Annotated in this window: 24 protein-coding genes; 18 read left to right on the top strand and 6 right to left on the bottom strand. The window is 65.5% G+C overall.

The window, feature by feature from the left end; translation table 11 throughout:
• Positions 1–109: 109 nt before the first annotated feature.
• From KZ498_RS01295 to KZ498_RS01270, 5 genes are all read left to right on the top strand, one after another.
• A complete protein-coding gene (locus KZ498_RS01295; RefSeq protein WP_312616144.1) occupies positions 110–1,423 on the top strand; it encodes a DUF362 domain-containing protein in 1,314 nt (437 codons plus the stop codon).
• A gap of 507 nt (positions 1,424–1,930) precedes the next feature.
• Positions 1,931–2,923 (top strand): class II fructose-bisphosphate aldolase, encoded by a 993-nt coding sequence (gene fba, locus KZ498_RS01285; RefSeq protein WP_312616143.1) that lies wholly within the window; start codon positions 1,931–1,933, stop codon positions 2,921–2,923.
• Between the two features lie 263 nt (positions 2,924–3,186).
• Positions 3,187–4,017, top strand: coding sequence for an ATP-binding cassette domain-containing protein (locus KZ498_RS01280; RefSeq protein WP_312616141.1), 831 nt, complete (start codon positions 3,187–3,189; stop codon positions 4,015–4,017).
• Positions 4,018–4,497: 480 nt separating this feature from the next.
• On the top strand, positions 4,498–5,727 hold the full coding sequence (locus tag KZ498_RS01275) for a sugar ABC transporter substrate-binding protein (RefSeq protein ID WP_312616139.1): 1,230 nt from the start codon (positions 4,498–4,500) through the stop codon (positions 5,725–5,727).
• A gap of 21 nt (positions 5,728–5,748) precedes the next feature.
• Positions 5,749–6,786 carry an ABC transporter permease gene (locus KZ498_RS01270; protein ID WP_312616138.1) on the top strand — a complete coding sequence of 346 codons (1,038 nt, stop codon included), beginning with the start codon at positions 5,749–5,751 and terminating at the stop codon, positions 6,784–6,786.
• Positions 6,787–6,905: 119 nt separating this feature from the next.
• Here the strand turns inward: KZ498_RS01270 and KZ498_RS01265 are convergent, their stop codons facing one another.
• Positions 6,906–7,994: a PfkB family carbohydrate kinase gene (locus tag KZ498_RS01265; RefSeq protein ID WP_312616136.1), complete on the bottom strand. Its 1,089-nt coding sequence runs from the start codon at positions 7,992–7,994 to the stop codon at positions 6,906–6,908.
• A gap of 309 nt (positions 7,995–8,303) precedes the next feature.
• Positions 8,304–9,080, bottom strand: a complete 777-nt coding sequence (locus tag KZ498_RS01260; RefSeq protein ID WP_312616135.1) for a glucose 1-dehydrogenase — start codon at positions 9,078–9,080, stop codon at positions 8,304–8,306.
• Between the two features lie 730 nt (positions 9,081–9,810).
• On the opposite strand from KZ498_RS01260, the gene KZ498_RS01255 reads away from it, so the two are divergent.
• Complete coding sequence (locus KZ498_RS01255) at positions 9,811–10,596, top strand: hypothetical protein (protein ID WP_312616134.1); 786 nt, start codon at positions 9,811–9,813, stop codon at positions 10,594–10,596.
• Between the two features lie 30 nt (positions 10,597–10,626).
• On the opposite strand, the gene KZ498_RS01250 is transcribed toward KZ498_RS01255, so the two are convergent.
• Entirely contained in the window at positions 10,627–11,631 is a 1,005-nt protein-coding gene (locus tag KZ498_RS01250; protein ID WP_312616133.1) for a PhoU domain-containing protein, read from the bottom strand.
• 331 nt (positions 11,632–11,962) lie between these two features.
• On the opposite strand from KZ498_RS01250, the gene KZ498_RS01245 reads away from it, so the two are divergent.
• The 9 genes from KZ498_RS01245 to KZ498_RS01205 all read left to right on the top strand — a co-directional run bounded on the left by KZ498_RS01245 (position 11,963) and on the right by KZ498_RS01205 (position 21,087).
• Complete coding sequence (locus KZ498_RS01245; protein ID WP_312616132.1) at positions 11,963–13,117, top strand: substrate-binding domain-containing protein; 1,155 nt, start codon at positions 11,963–11,965, stop codon at positions 13,115–13,117.
• Positions 13,118–13,177: 60 nt separating this feature from the next.
• Positions 13,178–14,299, top strand: coding sequence for a phosphate ABC transporter permease subunit PstC (gene pstC, locus KZ498_RS01240; protein WP_312616131.1), 1,122 nt, complete (start codon positions 13,178–13,180; stop codon positions 14,297–14,299).
• Complete coding sequence (gene pstA / locus KZ498_RS01235; protein WP_312616130.1) at positions 14,296–16,950, top strand: phosphate ABC transporter permease PstA; 2,655 nt, start codon at positions 14,296–14,298, stop codon at positions 16,948–16,950. The genes pstC and pstA overlap by 4 nt, the downstream gene beginning before the upstream one ends.
• A complete protein-coding gene (pstB, locus tag KZ498_RS01230; protein WP_312616129.1) occupies positions 16,943–17,881 on the top strand; it encodes a phosphate ABC transporter ATP-binding protein PstB in 939 nt (312 codons plus the stop codon). The genes pstA and pstB overlap by 8 nt, the downstream gene beginning before the upstream one ends.
• A gap of 3 nt (positions 17,882–17,884) precedes the next feature.
• Positions 17,885–18,562 (top strand): phosphate signaling complex protein PhoU, encoded by a 678-nt coding sequence (gene phoU, locus KZ498_RS01225; RefSeq protein ID WP_312616128.1) that lies wholly within the window; start codon positions 17,885–17,887, stop codon positions 18,560–18,562.
• A 2-nt stretch (positions 18,563–18,564) separates the two neighbouring features.
• The gene (locus tag KZ498_RS01220; protein ID WP_312616127.1) at positions 18,565–19,626 is read left to right on the top strand and encodes a phosphate uptake regulator PhoU; all 1,062 of its coding nucleotides are present in this window, start codon (positions 18,565–18,567) and stop codon (positions 19,624–19,626) included.
• A 47-nt stretch (positions 19,627–19,673) separates the two neighbouring features.
• Positions 19,674–20,309 carry a thiamine phosphate synthase gene (gene thiE, locus KZ498_RS01215; RefSeq protein ID WP_312616126.1) on the top strand — a complete coding sequence of 212 codons (636 nt, stop codon included), beginning with the start codon at positions 19,674–19,676 and terminating at the stop codon, positions 20,307–20,309.
• Positions 20,310–20,432: 123 nt separating this feature from the next.
• Positions 20,433–20,807 carry a winged helix-turn-helix domain-containing protein gene (locus tag KZ498_RS01210; protein WP_312616125.1) on the top strand — a complete coding sequence of 125 codons (375 nt, stop codon included), beginning with the start codon at positions 20,433–20,435 and terminating at the stop codon, positions 20,805–20,807.
• 4 nt (positions 20,808–20,811) lie between these two features.
• Positions 20,812–21,087 carry a flagellar motor protein MotB gene (locus KZ498_RS01205; protein WP_312616124.1) on the top strand — a complete coding sequence of 92 codons (276 nt, stop codon included), beginning with the start codon at positions 20,812–20,814 and terminating at the stop codon, positions 21,085–21,087.
• A 58-nt stretch (positions 21,088–21,145) separates the two neighbouring features.
• Here the strand turns inward: KZ498_RS01205 and KZ498_RS01200 are convergent, their stop codons facing one another.
• Positions 21,146–21,400, bottom strand: coding sequence for a glutaredoxin family protein (locus KZ498_RS01200; RefSeq protein ID WP_312616123.1), 255 nt, complete (start codon positions 21,398–21,400; stop codon positions 21,146–21,148).
• An 83-nt stretch (positions 21,401–21,483) separates the two neighbouring features.
• Between KZ498_RS01200 and KZ498_RS01195 the strand changes: the two genes are divergently transcribed.
• From KZ498_RS01195 to KZ498_RS01185, 3 genes are all read left to right on the top strand, one after another.
• Entirely contained in the window at positions 21,484–22,425 is a 942-nt protein-coding gene (locus tag KZ498_RS01195) for an oxidoreductase (RefSeq protein WP_312616122.1), read from the top strand.
• Between the two features lie 81 nt (positions 22,426–22,506).
• Positions 22,507–23,583 carry a hemolysin family protein gene (locus KZ498_RS01190; RefSeq protein WP_312616121.1) on the top strand — a complete coding sequence of 359 codons (1,077 nt, stop codon included), beginning with the start codon at positions 22,507–22,509 and terminating at the stop codon, positions 23,581–23,583.
• A 39-nt stretch (positions 23,584–23,622) separates the two neighbouring features.
• On the top strand, positions 23,623–24,402 hold the full coding sequence (locus tag KZ498_RS01185; RefSeq protein ID WP_312616120.1) for a hypothetical protein: 780 nt from the start codon (positions 23,623–23,625) through the stop codon (positions 24,400–24,402).
• 5 nt (positions 24,403–24,407) lie between these two features.
• On the opposite strand, the gene KZ498_RS01180 is transcribed toward KZ498_RS01185, so the two are convergent.
• Both KZ498_RS01180 and KZ498_RS01175 read right to left on the bottom strand, forming a co-directional pair.
• Positions 24,408–24,710, bottom strand: a complete 303-nt coding sequence (locus KZ498_RS01180) for a cupin domain-containing protein (RefSeq protein ID WP_312616119.1) — start codon at positions 24,708–24,710, stop codon at positions 24,408–24,410.
• Between the two features lie 54 nt (positions 24,711–24,764).
• The gene (locus tag KZ498_RS01175; protein ID WP_312616118.1) at positions 24,765–26,000 is read right to left on the bottom strand and encodes a hypothetical protein; all 1,236 of its coding nucleotides are present in this window, start codon (positions 25,998–26,000) and stop codon (positions 24,765–24,767) included.
• Between the last annotated feature and the right edge of the window lie 60 nt (positions 26,001–26,060).

The raw sequence follows: 26,060 nt of genomic DNA, 5'->3' as shown, positions 1-26,060 counted from the left end.
TCCATGGTTCGTATGGCGAGGGACTCCGTAAAGAAACATTCGCACGGCAGTCGGCCCACGGGCGCGAGGGGAAAACATAAACCGAAGATGCGACTTAGTACAGACAACAATGGAGTTCGAGTTTCCAGACCGCGCCCGGTTGGAGGCGGCCAACGACGCCGAGGTGTCCGACCTGCCCCGCGCCTACCGCGTCAGTAGTGTCCGGGAGCACCCCACAGTCGAGGACGTCGGTGCGGCCACCGTCGACGCGCTGACCGACGTCCCCCAACTCGACGACCTCGACCCGGGGAGCACCGTCGCCATCACCGCCGGCAGCCGGGGCATCGACGTCCTCCCGGAGGTCCTCGAAGCCGTCGTCTCGGACCTCCAGTCCCGCGGGCTCGAACCGTTCGTCTTCCCCGCGATGGGCAGCCACGGGGGCGCGACCCCCGAGGGCCAGCGCGAGACACTCGCCACGCTCGGTATCACGTCCGACCGGCTCGGCTGTGAGATCCGCTCCTCGCTCGACGTCGAACAGGTGAGCACCGACTCGACCGGGCGGCCGGTGTTCGCCTCCGTGGACGCGCTCGACGCCGACGCCGTCCTGCTCGTCAACCGGATCAAACTGCACACCGACTTCCGGGGCGACGTCGAGAGCGGCCTCTGTAAGATGGCCGTCGTCGGACTGGGCAAACAGCGCGGCGCCGACAACATGCACAACGCCGCACTCGAACGCGGGTTCCACGAGGTCATCCCGGAGTGGGCCGGCATCCTCGTCGAGGAGACGCCCATCGTCGGCGGTGTGGGAATCATCGAGAACGCCGCCGAGGAGGCCGCCGAGATCCACGGCGTCGCCGCGGCGGACCTCCTGGAGCGAGAGCCCGAACTGCTTGAGCGCTCGAAGGACTTCTTCCCCGAGCTCCCGGTTGAGGACCTCGACCTGCTCGTGGTCGACGCCATGGGCAAAGAGATCAGCGGCACCGGGCTCGATACGAACGTCATCGGCCGGGTCCGGTTCCACAACCAGGCGGAGGTCGACACCCCGTCCATCACCCGGGTCTACGTCCGGTCGCTGACACCGGCCTCGCACGGTAACGCCCTCGGCATGGGCCTCGCCGACCTCGTTCACCGGGACCTCGCGTCTACCGTCGACTTCGAGGACACGTACGTCAACATCGTGACGAGCGGCGAAACGAACAGGGCAAAGCTCCCCTTCGTCGTCCCGAGCGACGCGACGGCGTTCATCCTCTCCGCGTCGATGACCGGCGTCGCCAGCGCGAGCGACCTCCGAATCGCCCACATCGAGAGCACGATGGAACCCGGCGAGCTGTGGGTGTCCGAACCCGTCGCAGAGGAATTCGCCGACCGGGACGACGTCGCCGTCCACGACGACAGACCGTGGGAGTTCGACGCGGACGGCGAACTCGCGATGCCCTGGGACTGATTCCACTCAGTCTATCGACTCCAGTGGAGTCGATGACCGATGCTGACGCCGTTCGGACCGAGGAGTCGCTGGAAGAGGATGACGCATTCGACCGGTAGTTCGTCGTCCGGAGTGGGGGCACTCGCTGACGGTGATGGCCACGTCACCACCTGTGAAAGCCACGCATCGATTGTGCGACGGTGACTCTCTCCGAATCGAGGCGTCTCCGAAGACAACCGCACACCGTCTCTCAGAGCATTCTATAGTAACAATTGAAACGATTTACACACCGACCGCACTGCAGCCGTGTGGTCGGGTGTGCATTGATTTTCAATGGCTACTATAGCTTCGGAAACCCGTCCCGCAATCCTGTCGACACAACGCTCACAGTCGGCCTCGAAACCGCTGTACGTCGCTACCGACAACGCACCCGAGAGCGCTGTATGCCGGTGGCGTCGAGAGTGTGGCGAATCGATTCGGGAGTGCGTTTATTCTAGGTGCAGGCAAATACCGATTCGGTGACAACAGATGCCATTCAAAGGCGGTTCTGAGCTTTCAGACGTATACGACGACGCGCTCGAGGAGGGCTTTGGCCTGGTCGCGAGCAACATCGAGGAGCCGAACACGATGATTGGGCTGCTGGAGGGGGCCTCGCGGGCCGAGTCAGACCTCCTGTTGCAGATGGCCACCGGCGCCTGCGAGTTCGCCGGGAACGGCGACCCGATTGCGGGGCTACAGGCGATGGGCAACTACATCGACCTCATCGCCGAGCAGTACGACATCGGGGTGTTCCTCAACATGGACCACCAGACCGACTTAGAGATGATCGAGAAGCAGGTGGAACTCGACATTCCGTCCTCGATAATGATCGACGCCTCCCACGAGCCCTTCGAGGAGAACGTCGAGACGAGTCGCGAGGTCGTCGAGTTGACCGAGCAGGCCGACGGTGAAATCCTGGTCGAGGCCGAACTCGGCCAGATCAGGGGCGTCGAGGACGACGTCGAATCTGAGGACGCGTTCTACACCGACCCCGAGCAGGCCGTCGAGTTCGTCGACCGGACCGGCTGTGACCTGCTGGCGGTTTCCGTTGGCACCCAGCACGGCGTCGCAAAGGGGAAAGACCTCGAACTGCGCCCGGATCTCGCACGGGACATCCGCGAGGCATTGAACGACCACGGACTCGACACACCGCTGGTGCTGCATGGCTCTTCCGGCGTCCAGCCCGACCAACTCCAGCAGATGCTCCAGCACGGTATCTGCAAGATGAACAAGGACACTCGCTACAAGTACGAATGTACCCGAACCGCCTTCGACCTCTACGACGAGGCACCGACGGACATCGTCCCGCCGGAGGGCGTCGACGACGACCGCGACACCTTCTTCAACAACGTCGACTGGTCGCCCAACAAGGACCGCTTCGACCCGCGCGTCGCGGACCGAAAGATCAGAGAGCGCATCGCCGATGTCCACGCCGACCTCGCCGAAACCGCCGGCAGCGCCGGACAGAGCCGCTACGTCTGAACGGCCGGCGTCCTACTCGAACTGTGCGTCGTAGGTAGTGACGGCTGAGACGACGTCGCCGTCCACGACGACAGACCGTGGGAGTTCGACGCGGACGGCGAACTCGCGATGCCCTGGGAATGAGGCCACACGGTCCAGTGACGGCCGCGACGTACCGCCGGAGTGAGGACACTGTGGACGGGGGCGCGTACTCCCTCACCAAAATTTATTTATATTGATAGTGGAGATATGGTGTCAGGCCGACTCATACATAATCACCAGCCATGACCACAGACAATTCAAATCCACGGATCGAGGTGGAACACCTCAAGAAGCGCTTTGGCACCGTCGAGGCGCTCTCCGACGTTTCTCTCACGCTCAAAGACAACGAAGTCCTCTCGCTCGTCGGCGATAACGGCGCCGGAAAGTCGACGTTCATCAAGACGCTCGTCGGCATCCACCAACCGGATGGCGGCGAGATACGGTTCAATGGTGAACCGGTCACCATCGACGGCCCGAAACACGCCCGAAAGCTCGGGGTCGGGACGGTGTATCAGGACCTCGCGCTCGTCGACGAACTCTCTGTCGCGGAGAATCTGTTCCTCGGGCGAATGCCGGTGAAAAAGGTCGGCGGACTCGTTCCAGTCGTCGATCAAGAGCACATGGCCGAGGAGGCCGAGCGCATCCTGAGCGAGCACCTCAACATCCACGTCGACCCGGACACGCCGGTCGAATTCCTCTCCGGTGGGGAACGGCAGGCAGTCGCCATCGGACGCGCTCTGGTTACCGACCCGGATATCGTCCTGCTCGACGAGCCGACGTCGGCACTCTCGAAAGCAGCCGTCGAGCACGTCGAAGACCTTGTCGAACAGTTGCGCGATAGCGGCCACTCGGTCATCCTCATCGACCATAACCTCGAGGAAGTCCTGTCCATGAGTGACCGCGTCGCAGTGCTCTTTCAGGGCCGAATCGTCGACGTGGTCGACGCCTCGACTGTCACCCGCGACGACGTGGTCAGCATGATGGTCTCCGGGCACCGCCCCAACGAGAACGCAGACGACGAACTGGCCGGTGATGAGTCGGACGCTTCCTCGTCGCGTTCGTCCACGGCCTGATTTTCATGTGGTGAGGAGCCAGTTCTGTCCCATCCCAGCTCAGTGGCGTACACGTCTCACCCGACGCCACGCTCCCCATCGTTCTCTCGAACGCCAATACCGCCGTCTTCAATCGCTTCATCCACCGCGCCCCGCGTCGTTCACCCCTCTCAAGTCACTCGTAGCGGTATTCTCGACGCCGACCGGCGTCGTCCAGCGGATACGGCTCCAGCCTCCGGGACGGCGCGGGACCGGCTGTCTCTCGCCGGATGTCCCGGGGTTGTGGGCTCTTCGGCTGCACCACACCCGCGGACTCACGATGTCGTTTGGCTCACCTCTCGGACGACTGCGAGCTGGAGAACCCGGGTGTGGACGGGAACGCGGACTCGTAAGCCCCCGAAGACAGGGATACTCCTCTTGCGCCTCGATCTCGCCGGCCACGTTGCCGAAAACTTTAATTACCACTACTCGAGAGGTAGAGTTGGAACTCAATCAACAATCATGATTAGTAGACGCAACCTTGTACGAGCAGTCGGCGCAGCAGGTATCGCCGGTCTCGCCGGATGTTCGGGCGGCGGAGACGGTGACCAGTCAGGTGGCAGCGACGGCGGTTCTGGCGACGGCGGTTCTGGTGACGGCACTTCGACCGGCGACGGCAGCAGTGATGGTTCGAGCAGCGACACCCAGCGGTTCGCGGTTTCGATGAAATCCATGGGACAGGCCGGCCTGTTCGTGCAGGGCCAGGCTGCGAAATGGTACACACGTGACCGCGACGACGTCGAGATCGTCATTCTGGACGCCCAGTTCGACGCCTCGAAGCAGACACAGGACGCCATCAACGCCATCAACCAGGGCCTCGACGGCATTCTTCTGAACCCCTTCGACGCCAAGGCGTCGCGACAGATCGTCGAGAAGGCGACCGAAGAAGACATCCCGGTGATGAACTTCGACACCGCGACGCTCTCCGAGGACATCGTGATGGGTGCCCTCTTCGGTCAGTACGCCGGTGGGCAGGTCGCTGGTGAGCGCTTCACAGAAATGATCGACGAGAAGGGCATCGAGAACCCGAAGGTCATCACGAGCGTCTTCAACTTCGAGTCCACGACGAGCCAGGCGCGACTGTTCGGCTTCACGGAGAACATCCCGGACAGCGTCGAGGTCGTCAACCGGATCGAGAGCGACGGGACCCCCGAGGACTCTGCCCCACAGACACAGAGTGCGCTCCAGGCCAACCCCGACGTCGACGCCATCTACTCCAACAACGTCGGCAGCGGGATGGGTGCTCTGACGGCACTCCAGCAGATGGACATGTACCACAAGAAAGACAGCGAGAACCACGTCATGGCCTTCGGTATCGACGGGGGTCCCGAACTCAACAAGCGTATCGGGAGCGGGTACTACGACTTCGCCATCGACCAGCCACTCCACATGTACGCGCCGCTGACCCTCGAACTGATGTGGGACTACCTCGAAGGCGGCGAGAGCGCGCTCCCGCAGGTCGGCGATACGGTCACGCCCGGTGAGCAACTCTCCATCGAGAACAAGACGGTCGAGGGCATCCAGCCGTGGTCCGAGCAGTTCTGGGGCCCGGCCGAGATGACCGAATACGAGGCCGAAGACCAGGCGTGGTGGCCGTGGATGAAGTGCCAGCACGCGACAATCACCCAGGACAACGCCGATGCCTCCTATCTCTACGGGAACGTCTACCGAGAGATCGAGGGGTCGAACTGAGCCACTTCACGCCAAGAGACGATGAGCACACTATCCAACGTACGTTCGACCATCTCTGAACTACAGAGTGACCGGACGCGGATGATGCTGTTCGCGCTGGACAACCTCATCTGGCCCATCCTGTTAGTCGCGTTTCTGGTCTTCTCGGTCCTGCTTCCCGAGATATTCACCCAGTACCGGAACATCGAGTTCCTGCTGTACACGAGTGCCGGGCTCGGGGCGATTACGCTCGCGGAGGCCATCTGCCTCATCAGCGGGAACTTCGACCTCTCGGTCGGCTCGGTCGCGGGGTTCTCCTCGATGTTCACCGCACTGGCCCTTACCAGCTGGTTCCCGTCGCTTCCGGGCGTCGCTGGGATTCTGATCGTCCTCGCGGTCGGGGGAACGATCGGCTTCATGAACGGGTTCTTCATCGCCAAGTTCGACGTGAATCCGTTCCTGCAGACGTTGTCTGCTCTCATCGTCTTCGAAGGTGGTATCCTGGTCCTCTCGACGCGGTCTGTCTACGAACTGCCAGAGAGCTACCTGTGGCTGGGCGGTGAAGACGTCTCGCTCGGCGGCCTGCTCCCGCAGTCGGTTCCTGTCGCCGTCATCTTCATGCTCGCCCTCTTCATCACGGTGTGGTTCGTCCTGATGAAGACTCGATTCGGGCGGGCAGTGTACGCGGTCGGTGGCGACGAGGAGTCGTCCGCAGAAGCCGGTATCGACACGGACCGCATCGTCATCGCCGTCTTCGTGCTCTCGGGGATGCTGGCCGCGACGGGTGGCCTCCTCCTGACCGGGTTCAACGGTGGGGCGACGCCGACGCTGGGAACCGCACAGCTGTTCCCTGCCTTCACCGCTGCCGTTATCGGTGGGGTGAGCCTGTTCGGAGGCCGAGGTAACGTGTTCAACGCACTCGGCGGGGTCCTGTTGCTCAGCACCATCGCGGCCGGACTCGTGATGCTGAACATCGACCCGCAGATCGTCCAGACGATCAACGGACTCGTGCTGTTCGCAGCCATCCTTCTGTACACCTTCGTCCAGCGGTTCCGGGGCCGACTGCTCTCGGACCTCTGAACCCCGACGAAACATTTTTTCCCGAAGCTGACCGCGTCGACTCTCGGTTGCGATACGCCGTCGTAGCTCTCCGGGTTCGACCTACTGCCGAGGGTGGCGACTGAAGAACGGTTCGCGTCCTACTCGAACTGCGCGTCGTAGCTAGTGACGGCCGAGACGACGTCGTCGTAGGACGGCGTCTCCCCCGTCCGGACGAACTCACGAGCGAGTGCGTTGCCCAGCACGACGGCGGCTGATTCGGGCAGCCCCTCGACGAGTCCCAGAGACAGCCCCGCGTTGAAGTGGTCGCCAGCGCTGGTGGTCAACTCCGGCGACTCGACCGGCGCGATGCGGACGCTCGTCGTTCCGTCGTCGCTTACGACCACGGACTCGTCCACGCTGTGTCCGACGAACCGGTCGACGTCCAGGGAGTCGAACGCGACGCGGGCGTCTGCGACGAGCTCGTCACTCGTGTGTGCATCGAGTGCCGCCGCGAGCTCTTTGGTCTCGTAGCGGTTCGCCGAGACCGTCACGTCGACCTCGTGGGCGAGGCGGCCCGTCGCCGCGACGATCGACTCCAGTATCCCGCGGTCGAGTTCCCGGATGTTCGCCGGGTCGAGCAAGACATGTTCCGGTGGGTCCGTCAGCTCCGGGAAGACCGTCTCGCGGAGGCCATCGAGGATTCCCGCCATCTCGGGCATCACCGCCCAGTAGCCGACACCGAGTAGCTCCGCCCCGTCGAGTTCGTCGACGAGCGTCTCGACTCCGACCCGTGACCGGATGGTCTCCCAGTCCAGCGTCGCGGCACCGCCGTTCTCCATCAGCATGAGCTTCCCGTCGTCGAATTCGATAGCGTCGGTGATTCCCGGGTCACCCAGCGAATACAGGGTACAGGCTTCGAACTCCTGTTCGAAGATCTCGCGCACTGGGTCTCCGCACATCCCGACGAGCGTCGGATCGAACCCGAGCGTCTGGTACGCGCGGGACAGGTGGCTGACGTGCCCGCCGGTGCGCTGGCCGAGGCGCTCCCAGGAGATCGAAAGCGAGCTATCGGCGGCCGCCGACGTCACGATCTCCTCGCCGAACTCGCTCAGCGTGGTGATGCGGTCGCTGTCTGCCGCGCCGGCGTTCGTCCCCGCCCGTCGGACGTTGTCGACGTACCCGTCGAAGCCAAACACCACGTCTCCACCGCTCGGTTCGGATGGCAGTTGCTCCTGGCACGACACCACCGCGTCACGTGTCTGGGAATCCGGATATCTATTCGCCATTCGTGTCACAACCTGAGACCGCTCTCGGACGCCGTCGAAGCGTTCCCGCGACAGCCTCTCCGATACGAGCGCTTGCCGAAGTAGCATGCCGAATCTCGGCAGCGTGGTTGCGTGGCCCAGTACCGCCTGAACGCTGTAGTGTCCGCTGACGGGTGTCTACGCCTGTCGCTTTGAGCCCACCCGGTACACGCAGTTCTGCTAACGAATCCATACACAGCGTTACATCGGGGGGTATATAAAAAATTAGGGCACGGTCCGACGGTCCCGCCGCTATCGGGTGTCCAGTCGCCAGCTATCGATGGGGACCTGTCCACCGTCGACGCGGAGCTCGTGGCCGTTGACGTAATCGCTGGCCGGTGCGGCCAGGAAGGCGACGACCTGTGCCACGTCTTCGGGTTCCGCGAACCGTCCCAGCGGGTTGTTGTCGAGGATCTGTTCGGTGACGGCGTCGCTGAACCCCTCGACCATCCTGGTGTTTGCCCAGCCCGGCGCGACGGCGTTGACGCGGACGCCCTCCCGGCCGAGTTCGAGCGCGAGACTCTTCGTGAGTCCGAGCAGACTGTACTTCCCGACGTCGTACGCCGGCGACATGCCGACGCCGTTTTTCGTGTGGATCGACGTGAAGTTCACAATCTTGCCGTACCCCTCCTCGACCATTCCGTCGACGACCGCCCGCGTGCAGTTCAGCGCCCCGTGGAGGTGGACGTCGAGGTTCAGTTCGAAGGTGTCGTCGTACTGCTCGTCGAGGAAGGGCCCCGCGTCACCGACGCCCGCGTTGTTGACGAGGATGTCGATCTGACCGAGCTCCGCTGTCGCGGTTTCGACCATCGCTTCGACGGCCGCCTCGTCGCTCACGTCCGCGGGAAGCCCGACGGTGTCGACGCCGAGTTCGGCGATCTCCGCCGCCGTCTCTTCGGCGACCTCGTCGTCAATGTCGTTGACGACGACGTCCGCGCCGTTGTCCGCGAGTTCCATCGCAGTTGCTTTGCCCATGCCTCTGCCCGAGCCGGTGACAAGGGCAGTCTTGTCCGTCAGGTCGAGTTGCATACATAGAACGGTTCCATAGCTCCCATGATAAACATTTGGGGCTGGCCGGTCCATACCTCACGTTCTGCGTGGTCCTCAGCGAGCAGCGGTCGAGTCTCCGTCCTGTGACTGCTCGGGAGAGTGCCTGGAACCGAGCAGTTCCGTGGGTACGCTGCCGAGTATCACGGGCGCCAGCGCCGGAACAGGACCGCTCCATCCGAAGTCCAAATCCCAGCTGTAGCTGTTCTATCCGAAGATTCCACTCTTTTATCTACAAATACGTCTTTAGTGACTTTAGATATATGTGTACTTAATTAGATACGGCATACACGTAGATAAAATCGAGAATATAAATCCGAATACAGTGTAAAGGAAAACAGAGGGACAGTATAGATGTAGAACCCCATCTCTGAACGCCTACGACCGAAAACGCCCACGGCTCATCGGAAATGCCACTCACGCGTCGAACCGAGGCAAGCGGCTGTGTCGCCACCGGACCGCATGCTCTCGGCGAAAGCACAGCCGGTGACGACGCGAAAGGACGGTCCGACACTACCCATAGCTGCCAGGTGTGGGACTATCGCCTGCTGCGATTGCATGTGTCCCCGGAAGTCACTGGTGTAATCACTGCTGTCGACCCGGCCGGTCCCGAACCACCTGCCCGCCGTTCGACGGTAGCAGTACAGTCGGCTATATATCGAACATATAAATTACCTATACGGCGACAGCTGATAATTCAGACGAGTGTTCCGTGTCTGACACTGAGACAAGCCAGCCGCGAACCGAGCACGCACTCGCTGTCGTACAGCGAGAGATAGACTGTATCGAGGCTGAACTGACGGCCTTCAGGCGCTTTCGGACCAGTCTCGTATCTATCGAGCCGACAGTACAATCCGCAGGGACCGTCGACACGTCTGCGGGTGGGATGTCGGCGCTCGGTACGCGGCAGCCGAAACCCGAGCCCGGCCTGCGTGCCGTCCGGGAGGCCTATCGGGAGACGGTAATGGCCGTGCCACACTTCGACGCCGAGTACGACGACTCGCTGGAAGCGAACATGTCGGTGGAGTTCGGGCCGGAACTCGGGACGCAGATCGCCACGGGAACGCGCCTGACCCCGCAGTTGTACGAGGCGCTGCTGACCGCGAGTGAGGGGGCGCGCGACGAACGCGAGACGCTGCGTCCGGCGCTGGAACGCGAACGCGAGTCGTTACAGTCGGTGCGAGAGACGCTCGACGACTGCGAACGCCGCGGGGCCGCGCTCGGTGCGAACGCGCGCCGAACGACCGACCCGGTCCGTCTCGACAGCATCGACGACAAACTGGCCGAAATCGAAGCGGACTGCGAGACGGCGGCGGCGACCCGGCAACAGCGGCTCCACAGCCGGTCGGCTGCTGCCCTCTCCGGCATCGACGGGACCAGCCTCGTCCGGTACCTGTACGACGATTGTTCAGTGACGTGTCCGGCGCTTGCCGATATCGTCGCCTGTCTCGACACGATCAGGGGACACCGCAGTCACTGTCTGGTGTCGACGAGCTGAGTGCGGGAGGATTCTCCGGGGCGGCGGGGTTCAGGACTGCGGTCGCGGGGCGGCTTTCTGGAGTGCGCTCTCGGCGATGTTGCCGCCGTAGTCGGCGGTCCGGGACAGGGAGTCGACGACGCGGCCGAGCAGTTGGGCACTCTGTGGGTCCAGCTCCCTGACTTTCCCGTCGACTTCGCGGGCGGTCTCGTCGACCTCCGGAATACGGCTCCGGGCCGCGTTCGCCAGCTCGACGGCCTCGTCGCTGTCGTCGGCAAGGAGGGCGTCCATCGCGGTCTCGGGGACCGCGGTGGCCTCGGTCTCCAGCTGGTCGAGGAGGTCGGCGGTTTCGCCGGTGATCTCGCCGATCTCCTGGGAGAGGCCGGCGATCTTGGTCGCGTGGTCGGCAATGCGTTCCAGTTGGCGGGCGCTGGACTGGAAATCGAACACCGTCTCGCGCGGGAAGCCGATCTCGTCGGCCGCCGTGGGATTGCGGAGCACGGTGCGGAACACGCGCGAGACCATGTACCAGAGGCGGTCCACGTCGTCGTCGCGTTGCATCACGTCGGCCGCGAGGTCGTCGTCGTCCTCGATGAGGGCCTCGACAGCGTCCGAAAGCATCGTCAGCGAGACCAGCCGCATGCGCGTGATGGCGTTGTGGACCGACAGCTCCGACGAGTCGAGCAGGTCCTGCAGGACGACCCGGTCGGTCGTCTCCTCGATCATCTCCAGGCCGACCAGTCCCTGCGTCGCGTCGCGGATGATGCGTCGCTGCTCGGCCGTGATCCGAGCGGCTTCGAGCTGGATAATGTCGAAGCCGCTGACGTACATCGTCATCACGGCCCGCGTGAGTTCGTGTCTGTTCTCCAGCCCCTCCACGTCGAGCGTGCCCTCCACGCGGCCGTCGCCCCGCTGGGGAGCGAGCAACAGCAGGTCACGTTCGGCGTGGAACTCGACGACGCTGCCCGCACTCACGTCGTTCGCTGTCGCCCACTCTTTGGGTAATGAGACGGTGTATGTCGACCCGCCCGTCACCTGGACCTTGCGTGTCTCCATGTGATTGGCACTCGTTCACGGGATGGTATAAATCCACTCATATCTATATACTATATCCGACCTCCAGTATTTCGGGTTATATTCACCGGCTGAACGACGGTTATGCGACGATATTCGCCGGTATTAGTACTGTGAGCAGCTCAAATAGTCCTGCCTGAGTAACCGTTCATACACGCCGTAATTAGTACTCTGACGGCCCAAGAGCGAAGATTATATCGATACACCGTCGCCTATTTGTGAGTGTTTGTCACACCACTTCTATATAGTAATACACTAAACGATATAGCTCTCTTAGCAGGTTACTTATTATCTGTCCCGCTGGATTCTGGTGATGGCGCACGATTCCAACGGGCTGTCAGACCGCGTATCGCGGCGGACATTCATCGCAACGACGGGCGCGACCGGCATCGCTGCAATCGCCGGCTGTTCCAGTGGCAGCGGCGGTTCCGAATCGGACGGGAGCTCCGGCGGGAGCGCGGACACCGAGGCGGCGTCGACGGAGATGGAAGCGGCGGGGACGGAGTCGACCGAGGGGGGTAGCTCCAGCGACACCAGCGCGCTCGAATCCGGTGGTTCCTCGACGGTGTACCCCATCGCCAACACCGCGGCCTCGTACTGGAACGCCAACCGACCGGCCAGCGACAGCGAGTACTGGCCCCACGGCGAGTACGACATCGACACGGACCAGAACCTCGCGGACTACTGGGGGGGTCTGTACGGGTTCGAGGCCGGCGGCGAGGACGGTCCGCCGTTCCAGTTCACCGTTGGCCTCTCTCACTCCGGGACCGGCGTCGAGAAGGTCATGAACGGCCAGAACGACATCGGTAACTCCTCCGGGAACGTCGAGGACGAGCTCCCGGACCGTGACTCCTACGAGCAGTTCGTCGACCACGTCGTCGGCGTCGACGGCCAGCCGCTCGTCGTCTCCCAGGAGATCGCTGACGCCGGCGTCGAGACGATAACCGGCGACCAGCTCAAGGGGCTGTACAAGGGCGATATCACCAACTGGAGCGAGCTCGGCGGCCCGGACCGCGAGATTCAGGTGCTCGGCCGTGTCAAGGGTTCGGGAACGCGGACCTCCTTCGTCTCCAACGTCTTTGGCAACCCCGAGGAAGACACCTCCGTCGCGAACCGCTACGGTCAGAACCAGCGCCTCGCACAGGCCATCGCACAGGCCGACAACGCCATCAGCTACCTCGCGCTGGCGTTTATCGACACCGACGGGCTGGCCCCCATCGCGCTGGAGTGGGAGGGGACGACCTACAGCTACCAGGACGACCAGAACGGCCTGGACTCGAAGGCCTACCCCCTCTCGCGCGACCTCCACATGTACACGTGGGAAGGCACCTCGATGAAGGAGGCCGCAGTCATCAACATGATCCTGTCCGACTTCGGCCAGGACACCTTCGTCGCGCCGAACAACTACTTCAAGCTCGGCGCTCGCCGCCAGGAAGAACAGCGCGCCAAGCTCCCCGACCAGGTGTAACCGCTCCCGGTGTGAGAGCAGTTCGACGACTGTCGGCCGTGTCGGCCGATTTTCCATACTATGACAGAGGACATACCAACGACGGAGGGCGAGTCGGTGTCGAGCGGAGACAGAGTCGACGGGTCGACGCTCGCCGTCGGCGCGGTAGCGACGACGCTGGTGGCAACAGTTCTCGTCTTCCTGTTTCGGCCGGCCCTGGCGCTGCCAATGTTGCTCGCGTTCGTGTTCGTCACGCTGATTGGCTGGGTGACCTACCAGGCCGAAGTCGCGCGCCTGCTCGCGCTGGTCGCGACGGTGCTGACGGTGCTGACCGTCGCGTTCATCACGTTCTTCCTGTTCGTGAGCGCGCTGCCGGCCTTTCTCGAACACGGGCTCGGGCTGCTACTGATCCCGGAGCAGGGCGGGGCGACCCGCTGGTTCTTCTGGCTCGAAGCCGTTCTGCCGTCGGATCCGACGTACTGGAACCCGCTCAGCGGGGCCTACTCGCTGATACCGATGATATGGGCGACGGTGGTCGTCACCCTCATCGCGGGCGCGGTGGCCGGCCCGCTGGGTCTGTTCGGCGCGCTGTTCATCGCCGAGGTCGCCAGTGACCGCCTGCGGGAACTCATCAAGCCCGGCGTCGAAATCCTGGCCGGCATTCCCTCTATCGTCTACGGCTTCATCGGCTTTCAGGTGTTGAACGGCTTCATACAGACGAACTTCCTCGACGACGGGGCGAGCTTCCTCATCGCCGGGGTCGTCGTGGGCGTGATGGCGCTGCCGACGGTCGTCTCCGTCGGCGAGGACGCACTCTCAAGCGTGCCACAGTCGATGGGTGACGGCTCGGTTGCCATGGGCGCGACCGAGTGGCAGACGATGAAGAGCATCTCCGTTCCGGCGGCGTTCTCGGGCATCTCCGCGGCCGTCATCCTCGGTCTGGGGCGGGCCATCGGCGAGACGATGGCCGTCGCCGCCATCATGGCCTCGGGGACGCAGTTCGCCGACCCGCTGTTCGACGTCTTCGACGCCAACGCGACGCTGACCAGCCTGATCGCGACCCAGTACGGGAGCGCCTCGGAGAGCACCGTCGACGTGCTGTTCGTCGCCGGCGTCATGCTGTTCGTCATTGTCGCCGGGATGAGCATCGTCTCGCAGTACATCGAGCGGCGCATGCAGCGGAAACTGAAGGGGCAACAATGAGTGACGCCTACGCGACCACGGACCGACTCGTCAGTGCGGACTCGAACGTCTACGACCGGGGGCTCGATACGGCAATCGCGCTCAGCGTGGTCGGGTTCACGCTCGGGCTCGTCACGCTCGTGAACCTCGTTCCGCCCGGCGCCAGCGGCGGTAGCCTCACCACAGCCATGGGGACGCTACTGGCCGTGGTTCTCGGGGGAATCGGCACCGTCGGAGTCGCCTCCTCCACCAACGTCGTCCCGGTCACCTCACAGCGGGTCCGTGGCATCGGACTCGGACTCGTCGTCTCGACGGTCGCTCTGACCGCTCTCGCGGCGACGCTCCCGGTCACGATGGCGACGCTCCTCGGGACGGTGCTGTTGGTCGAGGCGCTGGCGATCACTGTTGCCGGTGTCACCTCTCGGCTCGAAATCGTGGACACGGAGCCCAACATGAGCGCCGGGCTGCTCTCCGGCGTCGCGCTCGGCGCGATCGGCCTCGCGATGGGGGCCGCCGCCGGGGGCGCCCTCGCCGGGTTCGGCTCGCCCCTGTGGCTCGCCGGTGCCGTCGTCGCTGGCGTCGGCCTGTTCCTGCTGGCGATTCTCCCCCGCGAGGACCTCGGCTCGACGCTGCCGACGGCAATCGTCGTCGGCACGCTGGGCCTGACTGTCGTGACCGGCACAATCGGCGTCGGCTGGCAGTGGAACCCGCAGACGCTCTCCGGTGGCTTCACCGGCGGCGCGGTCATCCCCGTGTTCCTCCTCGTCGGGACGCTCCTGTCGGCGTGGTCGGCCGCGAAGTGCCGGGCCGGGTTCGGGGCCCGGGGCCGCGAGTACGGGGCCTTCCTCGTCATCAACCTCAACGCCTTCCTGATGGTGGCCGTGATGGCGACTATCGTGGTGTTCGTGACGATCAAGGGCGTCGGGTACGCCCTCCACGGGCTCTCGGTCGGCGCGCTGACTGCACTGGTCCTCCTGACGCCGGTCCTCCTCGCCGCGGTCCAGTTCGCCCGCACCCCCGCGGGCACGAGCGACTGGAACACCGGCGCTCGACAGCTGTTCCGGGTCCTTCCGCTGGCGGTGGTCGGCGCGCTCGCCGCGGTGTTTGCGAGCGTGCTCGTCACCGGGTCCCCGCTGCGCTACGCCTACGAATACACCGTCCAGGTCAACAGACAGGGGCGGGCGCTCGATACGGCACTCGCGGTGACGCCCGACACGACCGTCGGGACGGTACTGCTGGTCGCACCGGCACTGGTCCTCGCGGTCACGTTCTTCCGCTCGTTCGGTTCGCTGCGAAAGGTCGGGTCCCAGTCCGAGCGGGCCGGGTCGATCCGACAGGCCGTCCCGACCGCGGTTCTCGCGCTGGTCGCGCTCGTCGGTTTCTTCCTGGTTCTCGGCCCCGCCCCGTTCGGTCTGCCCCTCGGTGGCACGCTCGGACTCGCCGGCGTCGTCGCCGGTTCGGTCGCCGCGGGCGGTCTCGCCGTCTACCCGCTGGTCGGCGTGCTCGCAGGCGACGGGCCGACGCTGGCGGACAGCGCACAGCGCGAGGCCCCGCTGTTCACGCTGGGGGTGTTTGGCGGGCTCGGGCTGTTGCTGGTCGCGCTCGTTCTCCAGCCCGTCGCCGGCGTCAATCCACGGGTCGGCCCGGTGAATCTCGTGCCGGCGGTCGCGCTCGGGGCCGCCGCCGCTTCGCTCACATTGGCGACGCTCACCACGGTCGCAAAGCGGGCCAGCGAGGCGACGATCACCCGCCGGCTGCTGACCGAGGAGACGCGCCTCGCGCTCGTTGGCGCGGCCGGCTTCACCGCGCTTGTCGGCCTGCACGTGGCCGCGACCGGCGTCTCGTTCACCGTGCTCGGTGTCACCGTCTCGAAGGAAGGGAGCCTCTCGTGGCCGATGGCGATGCAGGCCTACATCCCACTGGGGGTCGAACCCGGCGGGATTATGCCCGCGATCGTCGGCACGGTGTGGCTGGTCATCGGCGCGACGCTGTTCGCCGTCCCGCTGGGGGTCGGTGCGGCCGTGTTCCTCACCGAGTACGCCGAGCAGGGCCGGTTCACCGCGCTGGTCGAGGTTGCGACCAACGCGCTCTGGAGTACGCCGAGCATCGTCTTCGGCCTGTTCGGGGCGGCATTCCTGATTCCACGGCTGGGTGGCGACGAGTCGCTCATGGCCGGGATGCTCGTCCTCGGTTTCATGCTCCTGCCGCTGGTGCTCATCACCTCGCGGGAGGCCATCAAATCCGTCCCCGACGAGTACCGGGACGCCAGCGCGGCGCTCGGCGTGAGCCAGTGGGAGACCATCAGAAGCGTCGTCCTGCCGGCGGCGATGCCGGGCGTCATCACCGGCGTCATCCTCGGCGTGGGGCGCATCGCCGGCGAGACGGCCCCGCTCATCCTCGTGCTCGGGTCGACGCTGAACGCGACGACGGCCGTCGAGGTCGTCGACGGCTTCCGATTCGTCTCGGGCCCGCCGTTCGTCGTCAACGACGCCCTGCTTACGGCCTCGGCGTCGCTGCCGACGCAGGTGTGGGCCGTCATCGCGGCCGGGGTGTCGGGGTCCCCGGAGATGGGGTGGGCGACGGCGTTCATCCTGCTGATGGTCGTGCTGACGTTCTACGCGGTCGGTATCACGGCGCGGACCTACTTCCGGAGGAAACTCAACTATGAGTGATAGCATCAACACGGAGCCGAGCACGGACACACAAACGAACAGCCAGACGATCGAAACCGCCTCGCCGGGCACCGAGACGACGGCCGGCGAGAGCGACGAGCAGGTGCGAGAGGAGTGGCGGCGATACGAGTTCGACGGCGAAACGAAGCTCTCGGTCGAGAACCTCGACGTGTGGTACGGCGACGACCACGCGCTGAAAGACGTCTCGATGGAGATCCCGGAAAACAGCGTCACGGCGCTCATCGGTCCCTCGGGGTGTGGCAAGTCGACGTATCTCCGGTGTCTCAACCGCATGAACGACCGCATCAAGGCCGCTCGCATCGACGGCTCGGTCGAACTGGACGGCACCGAGATATACGACCCCAACGCCAACCTGGTCGAACTGCGCAAGCGCATCGGGATGGTGTTCCAGTCCCCGAACCCGTTCCCCAAGTCCATCCGCGAGAACATCTCCTACGGCCCGCGCAAACACGGGGACATCAACAAGGGCCTGCTCGCGCGCCTGTTCGGGCGCGACGACACGGAGGCCGAGGCCGACCTCGTCGAGCGCTCGCTGAGACAGGCCGCGCTGTGGGACGAGGTCAGCGACCGCCTCGACGACAACGCGCTCGGCCTCTCGGGCGGGCAACAACAGCGGCTCTGTATCGCGCGCTGTCTCGCGGTCGACCCCGACGTCATCCTGATGGACGAGCCGGCCTCGGCGCTTGACCCCATCGCCACGTCGAAAATAGAGGACCTCGTCGAGGAACTGTCGACGGACTACACCGTCGTCATCGTCACCCACAACATGCAACAGGCCGCCCGCATCTCCGACCAGACGGCCGTCTTCCTCACCGGCGGCGAACTCGTCGAGTACGACGACACGGACAAGATATTCGAGAACCCCGAGAGTCAACGCGTCGAGGACTACATCACCGGCAAGTTCGGGTGACCCATGTCGCGCGAGTCGTACCAGCGGCAACTGGACGCGCTCCGGGCGGACGTGGTCGAGATGGGTGAGCTCGTCGTCGAGCGACTCGAAGCGGCACTCGCCGCGCTCCGGACGGTCGACCCGGAGCTGGCGCAGTCGGTCATCGACGGCGACGACGAGATAAACGCGCTGTATCTGGGCCTCGAAGCCGACTGCATCGACCTCTTTGCCCTCCAGCAGCCGGTCGCGACCGACCTCCGCTTTGTCGCCGCCTCGTTCAAGATAATCACCGACCTCGAACGCGTCGCTGACCTCGCGACGAACCTCGCGGCCTACGCGCAGTCGGCCGACCGTCGACTCGCTCCCGAGGTCGACGTCGACACCATCGGCCGGAAAGCCACCGACATGGTCGAGCGCAGCATCGACGCCTACCGGCGGGAAGACATCGAGGCCTGTCGCGCTATCGCGGCCGACGACGACGAACTCGATGCGCTCTGTCAGCGGGCCAGCGAGACCGTCGCCCGGGACCTCATCGAACGGAAGGCCGACACCGACGACGGCTGGGCGGTCGAACAGCTCCTCGACGACGTGTCCCGGCTCCTGCTGACGGTGCGTGACCTCGAACGCGTGGGCGACCACGCCGTCAACATCGCGGCGCGGACGCTGTACATGGTCGAAACCGACTCGGAGCTCATCTACTAAGCATGGACAGCCGAAAGATACAGACCGTCGGCGGCGGGACCTACACCGTTTCACTGCCCAAAGAGTGGGCCAAGTCGGAGGGCTGTACGGCGGGGACGACGGTCGACCTCCACACGCACATCGACGGGCTCCTGGTGATTCAGACCCCCGAGTCCCGGACCGCGCCGCGGAACCGCGTTACCCTGGCGGTCGGAGACGACGACCCGGCGGAGATTGAGCAGTTGCTGCGGGCGGCCTACGCGGCCGGCGTCGAGTCCGTCGTCCTCGAAGCCCCCGACGGCTACACCGACGAGCAACACCGGGCCATCGAACGCGTCACCCGGAACCTGACCGGCGTGACCATCGCCGAGGAGACCGGGTCGCAGGTGACGGTCCAGACGCTGCTTGACGTTGGCGAGGTGTCCGTCAGGCAGTCGGTTCGCCAGCTCCAGTTCGTCGCGCTGTCGATGCACCGGGACGCGATGGCTGCGCTCACAGCCGGCACGACCGGCGACCGGTGGGACGACCGGGACGACCAGGCCGACCGGCTGTACGCCATGACCGACCGCTACTTCGAGCGCGGACTGGCCCGGCTCGACGAGATAGACGCGCTCGGGCTGACGCGTCCGGAGCTGTTCAGCCTCTGGGTGACCGCGAACGAACTCGAACGCGTGGCCGACCACGCTGAACGCATCGGCACCGTCGCCGACCGGCTCGACGGCCAGCCCGACGAGGGAACCGCCACGGCCCTCGAGGACATCGCACAGGACGTTCACACCGCCGTCGAGGACGCCGTCCGGGTCATCACCGGCGACGCCTGTGTCGCCACCGCCCGGCAGACGCTCGCCACGCGCCGGGCCCTTCGCGAGCGGATAACCAGTCTCGACCGGCGGCTGTTCGAGTCCGGTGACGCCGACTACCGGCTCACGCGCGCCCTCGACAGCCTCGCCAGAACGGCCGAACACGGCGGCAACATCGCCGAATTCGGACTCCGGATGGCCGTCCGCGACGGCGCCCTCGCCGACTCGTCGGCCGGCACCGACGACGCGAACGCGTCGGGGTCGGCGGCCGAGACGGAGTCCTGACCGTCGCAACGCACAGCACACAAGGCCCACCAGGTCCGAGACCCGCCATGGTCGACTGGGACGTGTACCTCGTCACGCAGGCGTCGCTCTCGGCGGGCCGGACAACCGACGGAATCGTCGCGGACGCGGTCGACGGCGGCGTCGGCGTCGTCCAGCTCCGCGAGAAGGACCGCTCGGCGCGCGAGCGCTACGAACTCGGCCAGCGACTGCGGGAACTGACCCACGAGGCCGGCGTCACCTTCCTCGTCAACGACCGCGTTGACATCGCTCGGGCACTCGACGCCGACGGGGTCCACCTCGGCGACGACGACCTGCCCGTTCCTGTCGCGCGTGACCTTCTCGGTGACGATGCGCTCATCGGGCGTTCCGTCTCGACTGTCGACGCCGCCCGGGACGCGGAGGCGGCCGGCGCGGACTATCTCGGTGTCGGCGCGGTGTTTGCCACCGGGTCGAAAGACGACATCGACGACGAGCAGTACGCCGTCGGCACCGACCGCGTCGCCGCCATCGCCGAGGCGGTCGATATTCCGTTCGTCGGCATCGGCGGTATCACGGCCGACAACGCCACCGAAGTCGTCGAAGCCGGGGCTGACGGTGTGGCTGTCATCACCGCCATCACGCGGGCCGAGGACCCGGCTGCGGCGACGGCGGCCCTGGCCGACGCCGTCGACCGCGGTCGGTAGCGAGCTTTCTCCATCCCGTTCGGGCCCCTGTTTCACTCTAGACCGTCTCCGGTGGATTGGTGACGCTGACTGGCGGCTGCGAAAGTATTATATTAGTACAGGCTAATATTAGAAGACACTAATATGTCTTCAGACCAGTCAGAGACACAGCCACCCGAGGGAGAGAGCCAGCAATCGAACTGCTGTCCGTCAGTTAGCCTCTCTCTATCGGAGGACGAACTCGCCGCGGACCTACAGACGCTTGCGACGCTCGGGACCGACACCCGCTACGAGGCGCTCCGGCTCATCGCCGGGGCCGACGGGGCAGTGTGCGTCTGCGAGCTCGAACCGGCTCTCGGCGTGAGCCAGGGCGCCGTCAGCCAGGCCCTCTCGCGGCTGTTCAGTGCGGACCTGGTCGAGCGCCGGAAGGACGGCCGCTGGCGGTACTACACAGCGACGCCGCGCGCCGAACGGCTCCTCGACGTCCTCGACGAGACGAGAGCGGTAGCGGGCGACTGATAACATGCAACAACCCCCATCCGATCCGGGCAGGCGCCCCGGTCTGAACCCCACGTGGCGGCGAATCGCGGCGAGTTACGCCCTGGTACTCGCGTTTTTCGTACTACTGTGGGCCATCAGCCAGCCGCTTGCCGGTCTTGGTGCCCTCGCGGTGCTCGCAGGGCTGTTCGTCGGTGCGAAGCGGGCCGCGAGACTGCGGCGCTGTTTCTACACCTGCGATGCGCTCACGCTCAGGCCCTTCGGGAACGTCCGCATTACGATCAGTCAGGTCGAAAACTAAACCTGACCGCGCCGTCCGCTGTCGCTGGCAGCCGGCTGTCGAAGTTCGTTCAACGTGGCTACGCCGACTTCCGGAGTTTCTCGCGCAACTGCCCCTCGGCGACGCGGTACTTGAACGCCGGCGACCCGTCGAGAAGGACGTAGGGCACGCGCTCGCCGTACGCCTCGCGGAGGTCGGGGTCCTCGTCGACGTCGACGAGGTCCAGCGCGACGGCGACCCCCTCGTCGTCGGCGACCCGCTCAATCGTCTCGATCGCTTCCTCGCAGAGATGGCAGTCCTCTCGCGTGTAGACGGTGACCGAAACGTCGCTCATCGTCGGGACTACGGGGTCGGCGGCATAAGACTCTCTCCCTCGCCGGCGATGGGTTTCAGTGTCTCGCGCCCGTATCGGTCCCAATGACTGGCTGGACTGCCGAGGACATGCCCTCGCTGCCGGACCGAACCGTGGTCGTGACCGGTGCGAACAGCGGACTGGGGCTCGAAGGCTCGAAAGCGTTCGCCCGCAAGGGCGCAACAGTGGTGATGGCCTGCCGAAGCGTCGAGCGCGGCGAATCAGCCGCGGCGGAGATACGCGAAGCCGTTCCCGACGCGGCGCTGGACGTCCGGGAGTGTGACCTGGCCGACCTGTCGAACGTCGCGTCGTTCGCCGACGGCCTCCGGGACGACTACGACGCCGTCGACGTCCTCTGTAACAACGCCGGCGTCATGGCAATTCCCCGGAGCGAGACGGCCGACGGCTTCGAGACGCAGTTCGGCGTCAACCACCTGGGCCATTTCGCCCTGACCGGGCACCTGCTTCCCCTGCTCCGGGCCGCCGACGGCGAGTCCCGAATCGTCACACAATCCAGCGGCGCCCACGAGATGGGCGACGTCGACTTCGAGGACCTCCAGGGCGAGCGCTCCTACGGGAAGTGGTCGGCCTACGGCCAGAGCAAGCTCGCCAACCTCCTCTTTGCCTACGAACTCCAGCGCCGTCTGGGCAACCACGGCTGGGCCGACGTCATAAGCGTCGCCTGCCATCCCGGCTACGCCGACACCGACCTCCAGTTCCGCGGGCCGCGAGAGATGGGGTCGACGCTGCGAACCGCGGCCATGGGCATCGCCAACGCTGTCTTCGCCCAATCCGCCGAACAGGGCGCGCTGCCGATGCTGTACGCCGCCACCGCCGAGGACGTCATCGGCGGCGAGTACGTCGGTCCCGGCGGCCTGCTCGACATGCGCGGCCCGCCCGAGTTCCAGCAGTCCAACGACGCTTCCCGCGATGAGGCGACCGCAGAGCGGCTCTGGGAAGTCTCGACCGACCTCACCGGCGTCGAGTACGACTTCGAGAGCGCCTGAACCGGCCGACGTGCTGTGGCGACGCGAGCGCCGCCGACAATCCCCACCTTTTCACCCACGGAACGTGAACCTCGCCAGCACATGCAACCAGTCGAGATGGCGGTCAGGCTGTTTGCAGGCGTCGCCCTGATCCTCGCCAATGGCTTCTTCGTCGCCATCGAGTTCGCACTGACGCGGGCCAGACAGTACAGCGAGTCCGAATTCGACGAACCCGGCCTGCGGCGCGCCTGGGAGATGACCGACGACCTGGAGATCTACCTGACGAGCTGTCAGGTCGGTATCACCGCCTCCAGCATCGCGGTCGGTATCGTCGCCGAGCCGGCGCTGGCGGCCATCTTCGAGCCGTACTTCCAGTCCTCCGCGCTGGCCGGGGTCGGGGCCGGCGCGGCCATCGCCTTCCTCATCATCAACCTCGTCCACCTGACTCACGGCGAGCAGACGCCGACGTACCTCGGCGTCGAGCGCGCGAAGTTCGTCTGCCGGTACGGCGCGACCCCGCTGTACTACTTCGCGTGGCTCATCTCGCCGATTATCAAGGTCGGCGACGGCGTCGCGAAGTGGACGCTCGGGCTCTTTGGCGTCGAGATGTCCGGCGCGTGGCTCGAAACCGAGGTCGACACGTTCGAGTCCCGGGCCGAACTCCGAAACGAACTCGGGTCCGTCCTCGACCGCGGCGACGTGTCCGACGAGCGCCGCGAGGAGGTGCTCGCGGCGTTCCGCGTCGGCGACCGGGCGGTCGGCGAGGTGATGGTGCCCGCGGAGGACATCGTCGCGCTGTCGACGGTCGCCGACGACGTGACCAACGCTGAACGTATCGCCGAGACGCCCCACACCCGCTACCCGCTCGTCGGTGAGACGCTCGAAGACTTCCTCGGCATCGTCTACATCCCGGCGCTCGTCGACGAGCGCGAGGAACAGGACGGGTCGGGCGGCCTGCTGGACGGCATCGACCTCGAAGCCGTCGCCTCGCCGCCGATGACGATGTCCCCGGACACCACCGTCAGCGACGCCGTCGACCAGTTCCAGGCCGAGCGCCAGGAACTGGCCTTCGTGCTCGAAGACGGCGCGGTCGTCGGGCTGGTGACGGTCACGGACCTGCTGGAGGAGGTCGTCGGCGACATCCAGGACCCGATGGACGCCGAGGCCGGCGTCGCCTGACGCTGAAAGCATTTACCGGTCGACCGGCAACCGACGACTATGCCCTCCCGCCGGACCGTCCTCGGGACCGTCGCCTGTGCGCTCGTTGCCGGCTGTTCCCGATTCGGCGACACCGCCTCGCGGACAGACACGCCGGCTCCGGCCACTGTGGTCCTGTCACCGGTCGACGCCGCGGCAGTGCCGGAAACAGCGACCGTCGGCGTCTTTTCGGAGACGGCCACGGACCTCAGAGCGGCTACCCGCGACGCCTCGACAGCCGTGACGGACTACGAGTGGGCGCACGTGCTTCACGAGTTCGACTGCTTCGCGTTCGAGGGCGGGACCTACGCGGTCGTGGAGCGAGCGACCGGCTCCGGCGGCTACATCAACGAGTACAGCGTGACCGAAGTCGACGACCCCGGGAACGAGTCGACGGTTCGCGTGGCGGACCTCCCGGACAGCGACCGCCGCGCCGTCGTCGACGCGATAGCGGCGGGAGAACACACCTACGACTCCGACGTGGGCGGCTTCGACCCGACCAGCTCGGTGTACGCCTACAACGGCTCGTACTACGCCTTCTCGCTGGAGGTCCACGGCGACAAGCCGGTCGAGGTCACGTATGCGGTCGAAGCGACGGACGGCGACCGATGTACAACGCTCGAACCGCTGTCACTCGACGACGAGCAGGCCGAGTCCCTCGATACGACGCTTCGACCGGACGAGGCGTCGACCGTCACCGGTGGGGTGGCCCGCACGCTCGCCGCGTCGGACGCGGCGTTTGTCATCCACGCCGGCGCCTGCTACGAACTGTCTACCCCGGTCGACGGGACCGTGACCTGAGGCGGCTATCGCGGCGGCGTGTAGAAGTTGACCGTCTCCAGGGGCTCGTCGCCGTCGTTTTCGATGCCGTGGCGTTCCCCGGTCTCGATGCGGACGAGGTCGCCGGCGTCGACTCGGCGGGTGTCACTGTCGACGGTGACGGCGCCGGTGCCGCTGACCACGAACAGCCACTGGTCGCTGTCCTCGTGATAGTTCTCCGGCCCGCCGACGGACCGGCCTGGCTCGACAGTCATCTCCGCGGCCTGTGCCTCGTCGGTCTCCATGACGACCTCGAAGTAGCGGTCGAAACCGAGATGTACCTGCTCCATACGTGTGAGTCCCGCCCTGTCACCGAGTCGTTTTCGGGGACAGTGTCGAGTGGCTCACTCCCTGCTCGCGAGACTCCCGACGCGTCCGGTGAGTCGGGCCGCGATCCCCTCGAAGTGGGCGGTGCTCCAGACCGCGACGAAGAACGCCCCGACTGTGTTGAACACGAGGTCGTTCACGATGTCGCTCGTTCCGTACTGGGCGAGGACCGCCTCGCCGCCGACTGCCGACGCGAAGCCACCGCTGGCGAACTCGAGAATCTCCCAGCCGACGCCCACGGCGAGGACGAACAGGACGACGAATGTCGCACGGAACTCGCGATTGAAGACGACCGCCCGGGCGTGGCGTTCTACCGCCCGGGCGACAGCGTATCCCACGCCGGCCACGAGCGATGCCGAGACAGCGTGTGTCAGGCTGTCGTACCAACCATACGTCTCGTACAGTTCGAGTGCACCGGCCGCGTGCAGCGTCGACGCCACCGTGATCCACAGCACGAGGCCAGTGTCCATCGCGTAGCCGTACTCCCGGCGGAACACCGCCGGCAGGAACGTTATCGCCAGCGGACCGCCGCTGTTGACAAACAGCGTTACGTTGCCCCGGACGAGCGCGAATACGGCTATCGCACCGAGGCCGGCCTGCAGCGCCCGGACCGCGATGCGGTGGTGCCGGCCGTCTCCGGGAAGGGACGCTTCCGAGCGGTCAAACCCCGAGGAATCCGGTTCCGAGACGCGCAGTCGAGCGATGCGTGCTGACCGCTCGACGTACAGTTCGAACACGACACCGGCGACGATACCGGTCGCCGCCGCGGTGACGAGGTCCCACATCAGTTCGGTCTGTCCGTCGAGGAACGCGGTTCCAAGCAGCGCATCGGTCGCATAGATACCGACCGCCCAGACCCCCGCGACGGCCATCGTCACGATGACAACGAATACGGTCGCGAACCGCGGCGTCATCGTCAGCGAGGTGTACGCATCGAGGACGACGGCCAGCAACAGCGCGACCCCGGCGACGACGAGAAACGGCGTGACCTGCGGGAAGCCGCCGAAGGTCCGGACGAGGACCGGCACTGCGACCAGTCCGAGCAACTCCGCGGGAACCGTCGTTTCGAGATTCCGTGCGGCGAGTGGCACCGCGACTGCGACGGCGACGATGACCGCCGTGAGCACTGCCCAATCGAACTCGCCGCCGGCCGCGAACCGTCCGGTGCCTCCAACGAGAACGCCAGTCACCACCCACGCGCCGAGCGCGTCGAGCCGGTGGGGACCGATGAGAGGCTGTAGCGAATTTATCACTGAGTGTGGCTACGACGGGCGTCGTAATCAAAGCACGGCAGTTCTCCGCCGGGCCCGTGC

The sequence above is a fragment of the Haloarcula sp. 1CSR25-25 genome (genome assembly GCF_032027985.1).
In the GTDB taxonomy this organism is placed as follows: Archaea; Halobacteriota; Halobacteria; order Halobacteriales; family Haloarculaceae; genus Haloarcula.
The sequence above is the reverse complement of the archived record's forward strand: the minus strand, read 5'-3'. Positions and strand labels throughout refer to the sequence as shown.

What these genes read in the sequence shown, in the direction of transcription:
- KZ498_RS01275 (WP_312616139.1), top strand. Translation starts at nt 4,498, where the DNA reads ATGATTAGTAGACGCAACCTTGTACGAGCAGTCGGCGCAGCAGGTATC.
- pstB (WP_312616129.1), top strand. Translation starts at nt 16,943, where the DNA reads ATGAGTGATAGCATCAACACGGAGCCGAGCACGGACACACAAACGAAC.
- KZ498_RS01185 (WP_312616120.1), top strand. Translation starts at nt 23,623, where the DNA reads ATGCCCTCCCGCCGGACCGTCCTCGGGACCGTCGCCTGTGCGCTCGTT.
- pstA (WP_312616130.1), top strand. Translation starts at nt 14,296, where the DNA reads ATGAGTGACGCCTACGCGACCACGGACCGACTCGTCAGTGCGGACTCG.
- KZ498_RS01280 (WP_312616141.1), top strand. Translation starts at nt 3,187, where the DNA reads ATGACCACAGACAATTCAAATCCACGGATCGAGGTGGAACACCTCAAG.
- phoU (WP_312616128.1), top strand. Translation starts at nt 17,885, where the DNA reads ATGTCGCGCGAGTCGTACCAGCGGCAACTGGACGCGCTCCGGGCGGAC.
- fba (WP_312616143.1), top strand. Translation starts at nt 1,931, where the DNA reads ATGCCATTCAAAGGCGGTTCTGAGCTTTCAGACGTATACGACGACGCG.
- KZ498_RS01205 (WP_312616124.1), top strand. Translation starts at nt 20,812, where the DNA reads ATGCAACAACCCCCATCCGATCCGGGCAGGCGCCCCGGTCTGAACCCC.
- pstC (WP_312616131.1), top strand. Translation starts at nt 13,178, where the DNA reads ATGACAGAGGACATACCAACGACGGAGGGCGAGTCGGTGTCGAGCGGA.
- KZ498_RS01245 (WP_312616132.1), top strand. Translation starts at nt 11,963, where the DNA reads ATGGCGCACGATTCCAACGGGCTGTCAGACCGCGTATCGCGGCGGACA.
- KZ498_RS01250 (WP_312616133.1), bottom strand. Translation starts at nt 11,631, where the DNA reads ATGGAGACACGCAAGGTCCAGGTGACGGGCGGGTCGACATACACCGTC.
- KZ498_RS01195 (WP_312616122.1), top strand. Translation starts at nt 21,484, where the DNA reads ATGACTGGCTGGACTGCCGAGGACATGCCCTCGCTGCCGGACCGAACC.
- KZ498_RS01200 (WP_312616123.1), bottom strand. Translation starts at nt 21,400, where the DNA reads ATGAGCGACGTTTCGGTCACCGTCTACACGCGAGAGGACTGCCATCTC.
- KZ498_RS01260 (WP_312616135.1), bottom strand. Translation starts at nt 9,080, where the DNA reads ATGCAACTCGACCTGACGGACAAGACTGCCCTTGTCACCGGCTCGGGC.
- KZ498_RS01210 (WP_312616125.1), top strand. Translation starts at nt 20,433, where the DNA reads ATGTCTTCAGACCAGTCAGAGACACAGCCACCCGAGGGAGAGAGCCAG.
- KZ498_RS01270 (WP_312616138.1), top strand. Translation starts at nt 5,749, where the DNA reads ATGAGCACACTATCCAACGTACGTTCGACCATCTCTGAACTACAGAGT.
- KZ498_RS01220 (WP_312616127.1), top strand. Translation starts at nt 18,565, where the DNA reads ATGGACAGCCGAAAGATACAGACCGTCGGCGGCGGGACCTACACCGTT.
- KZ498_RS01295 (WP_312616144.1), top strand. Translation starts at nt 110, where the DNA reads ATGGAGTTCGAGTTTCCAGACCGCGCCCGGTTGGAGGCGGCCAACGAC.
- thiE (WP_312616126.1), top strand. Translation starts at nt 19,674, where the DNA reads ATGGTCGACTGGGACGTGTACCTCGTCACGCAGGCGTCGCTCTCGGCG.
- KZ498_RS01190 (WP_312616121.1), top strand. Translation starts at nt 22,507, where the DNA reads ATGCAACCAGTCGAGATGGCGGTCAGGCTGTTTGCAGGCGTCGCCCTG.
- KZ498_RS01180 (WP_312616119.1), bottom strand. Translation starts at nt 24,710, where the DNA reads ATGGAGCAGGTACATCTCGGTTTCGACCGCTACTTCGAGGTCGTCATG.